Annotated in this window: 2 protein-coding genes, 1 tRNA gene and 1 pseudogene; all 4 read right to left on the bottom strand. The window is 62.6% G+C overall.

Going from position 1 to position 2,102, the window contains the following annotated elements:
* Nucleotides 1-308 (bottom strand): annotated as a pseudogene (locus tag ENZ75_RS29850) (hypothetical protein); the annotation flags it as partial.
* Between the two features lie 378 nt (nucleotides 309-686).
* The gene (locus ENZ75_RS29845; protein ID WP_013533589.1) at nucleotides 687-1,127 is read right to left on the bottom strand and encodes a hypothetical protein; all 441 of its coding nucleotides are present in this window, start codon (nucleotides 1,125-1,127) and stop codon (nucleotides 687-689) included.
* Between the two features lie 155 nt (nucleotides 1,128-1,282).
* A tRNA-Phe gene (locus tag ENZ75_RS29840) sits at nucleotides 1,283-1,358 on the bottom strand.
* 320 nt (nucleotides 1,359-1,678) lie between these two features.
* Nucleotides 1,679-2,102: AraC family transcriptional regulator (locus ENZ75_RS29835; protein WP_164888114.1), on the bottom strand; the 424-nt coding region annotated here is incomplete at its 5' end.

Below are 2,102 nucleotides of genomic sequence, written 5' to 3'. Positions count from 1 at the left end.
CGGTAGGAGACGCCGCCGAAGTTTGCCGTCACAAAATCCGTGACGGACATCTTGCGCTTGCCTCCGTCGCTGCAGGCGTAAACCGGCCAACCGGCATCGCTGCATTCGCTGGCAGCGCAGATGCGCGCCAGGCAGTTGCCGATAGTCAGCCGGAAGCCGCCCTTGCCGGCGAAGCCTTGCAACAGGCTGCCGTCCGCCGAGCGCCATGTCCGCGCACGGAATTCCGCCCGCAAAAGCAGTGGTTCGAGAGGGACCGCAAGGTTGTTTTCGCCGGCACGCCCTGCGAGCTGCAGACGGAAGCGCGCCATTGCGGTCGCGTATGCAGTCACAAGATCGGCTTGGCGAAAATAGGCGGTTGCCAGGCTTGGGCGGTCAAGCAGATGAGACGTCCACTCGCCTGCCCCTACCGGCCTCACCAAGGCAACAAAGGCAAGAAAGGCGAAGCAAGCTCGTGACATTTCCAGCAGCCATATCTGTCTCGGCGTGCCGGTTTGCCCCCCGGTTGCCCTCCCATAACATCCCGCCAATCGGCGCCCGGCGCAAGCCGCTTGCTAAGGCAGTTCAGAAGGCCGCCGAGCAAGGGATCCTGGAGCCGAAGACGGTGACCCGCATCGACGAACCTGTGCGGGCGATCGCGAGAGGGTGGCGGTGTTTGCGGCAAGGGATCTTGACCAGCCCAGGGTTTCCTAGCCGATGCGAGCCGGCGGCAGCTCGAACAAAGTGGCGCCGTTCTCCCGGCCGCGCTCGACATAGCCGATGACGCCGAACCATCTTGCGACATCCGGCCCCTGGAGCCAACTGCGCGAATGGATGGCGAGGTTGCCGGCGAGCGCCTGGATATGCCTGATATGCCGCTTGCAGAAACGGACGGTCGTGGCCCGGAAGAAGTCCTCCCGTGCGGCGAACAGCGTGTCGGCGGCGTCGCTGTTCTCATGCCAGGCGATGATCGCCACGGCCTTGTCACCCTCGACAAGCGCGTGCGCGCGGCCCTCCTTCAAATTCATCATAAGGTTGTCGTAGGCGATCTTGCTGTCCTTGCCGGCAGCGACGTATTCGTCCGACATTCGCTTGGACAGACCGCGAAAGACATCCTCCAGATCCCCAAGCGTTGCTGCGCGTGCTCTCATTTCACCTCCTGCAGCCCCAACGGGCAGTTTGCCCCAGGGTTGAGGGGTGGCCAAGCAAATTAAATCCGCCGGCGGGCCAATGTGCGCAAAGTGATTCCACTTGGCGATGCAGGCGGCGACGCGACGGGGGGTGCCCAGAACGGACCAGGAGGGGATGGTGCCCAGAGGCGGATTCGAACCACCGACACGCGGATTTTCAGTCCGCTGCTCTACCAACTGAGCTATCTGGGCCTGTTCCGGCAAACGAAAACTCGCAGGCCGGAATTCATCGAGGCGCCGTGGGGCGCCCCTTGAAAGCGCGTGGGTTATAGCACGGGAATTCGGCCTGTCCAGCGCCTAGGTGGCGATTTCAGGCAGGAAAAGCGATGCCGTGCGGCGCCCGGGTTTCCATGCCGCTTGCGGGCCGGAATCGCGCACGGCATGGCACTATCTGGCCTTCTTCACCCTGGTCGGCGTCGTTATTGCAGGCTGAAACGCCGTGACATGTCTTTTAGCCGGCGGTCGAGGCGCAGCAATGCTCGCGGCACTGGGCGCCCGCAAGTCGCCATCGCCTATCTGGCGCCGGTCACGCCGCGCCGAAAATCGGAAGGCGACATGCCGGCGAGCTTGCGGAACGACTTGTTGAAGGCGCTGAGCGAGCCGAAACCCGAATCCATGGCGACACGCAGCACATTGGCGTCCTGATGCATCAAAAGCGCCTGCGCATAGCTCAGCCGCAACAGGTTCACATACTCATTGAGCGTCATGCCGGTGGATTTCTTGAACAGGCTCATGGCGTATTTGGGATGGATGTCGGCGGCCGCGGCGATGTTCACGCAATCGATGTCATAGAGGAAGTTTTCGGCGATGAAATCGCACATGCGTCCGACATTCCGCGACGATTGCTGGTCAAAGGGGCTGCCTGTTTCTTGGTCGGTCGGAGTTGCGGATACCAGCCGATAGGGCTCGAACCGCACTCGCTCCAGCCGCAGCAGC

This window comes from Mesorhizobium sp. M7A.F.Ca.CA.002.04.1.1, assembly GCF_004022805.1.
Classification (GTDB): domain Bacteria; phylum Pseudomonadota; class Alphaproteobacteria; order Rhizobiales; family Rhizobiaceae; genus Mesorhizobium; species Mesorhizobium ciceri.
The sequence above is the reverse complement of the archived record's forward strand: the minus strand, read 5'-3'. Positions and strand labels throughout refer to the sequence as shown.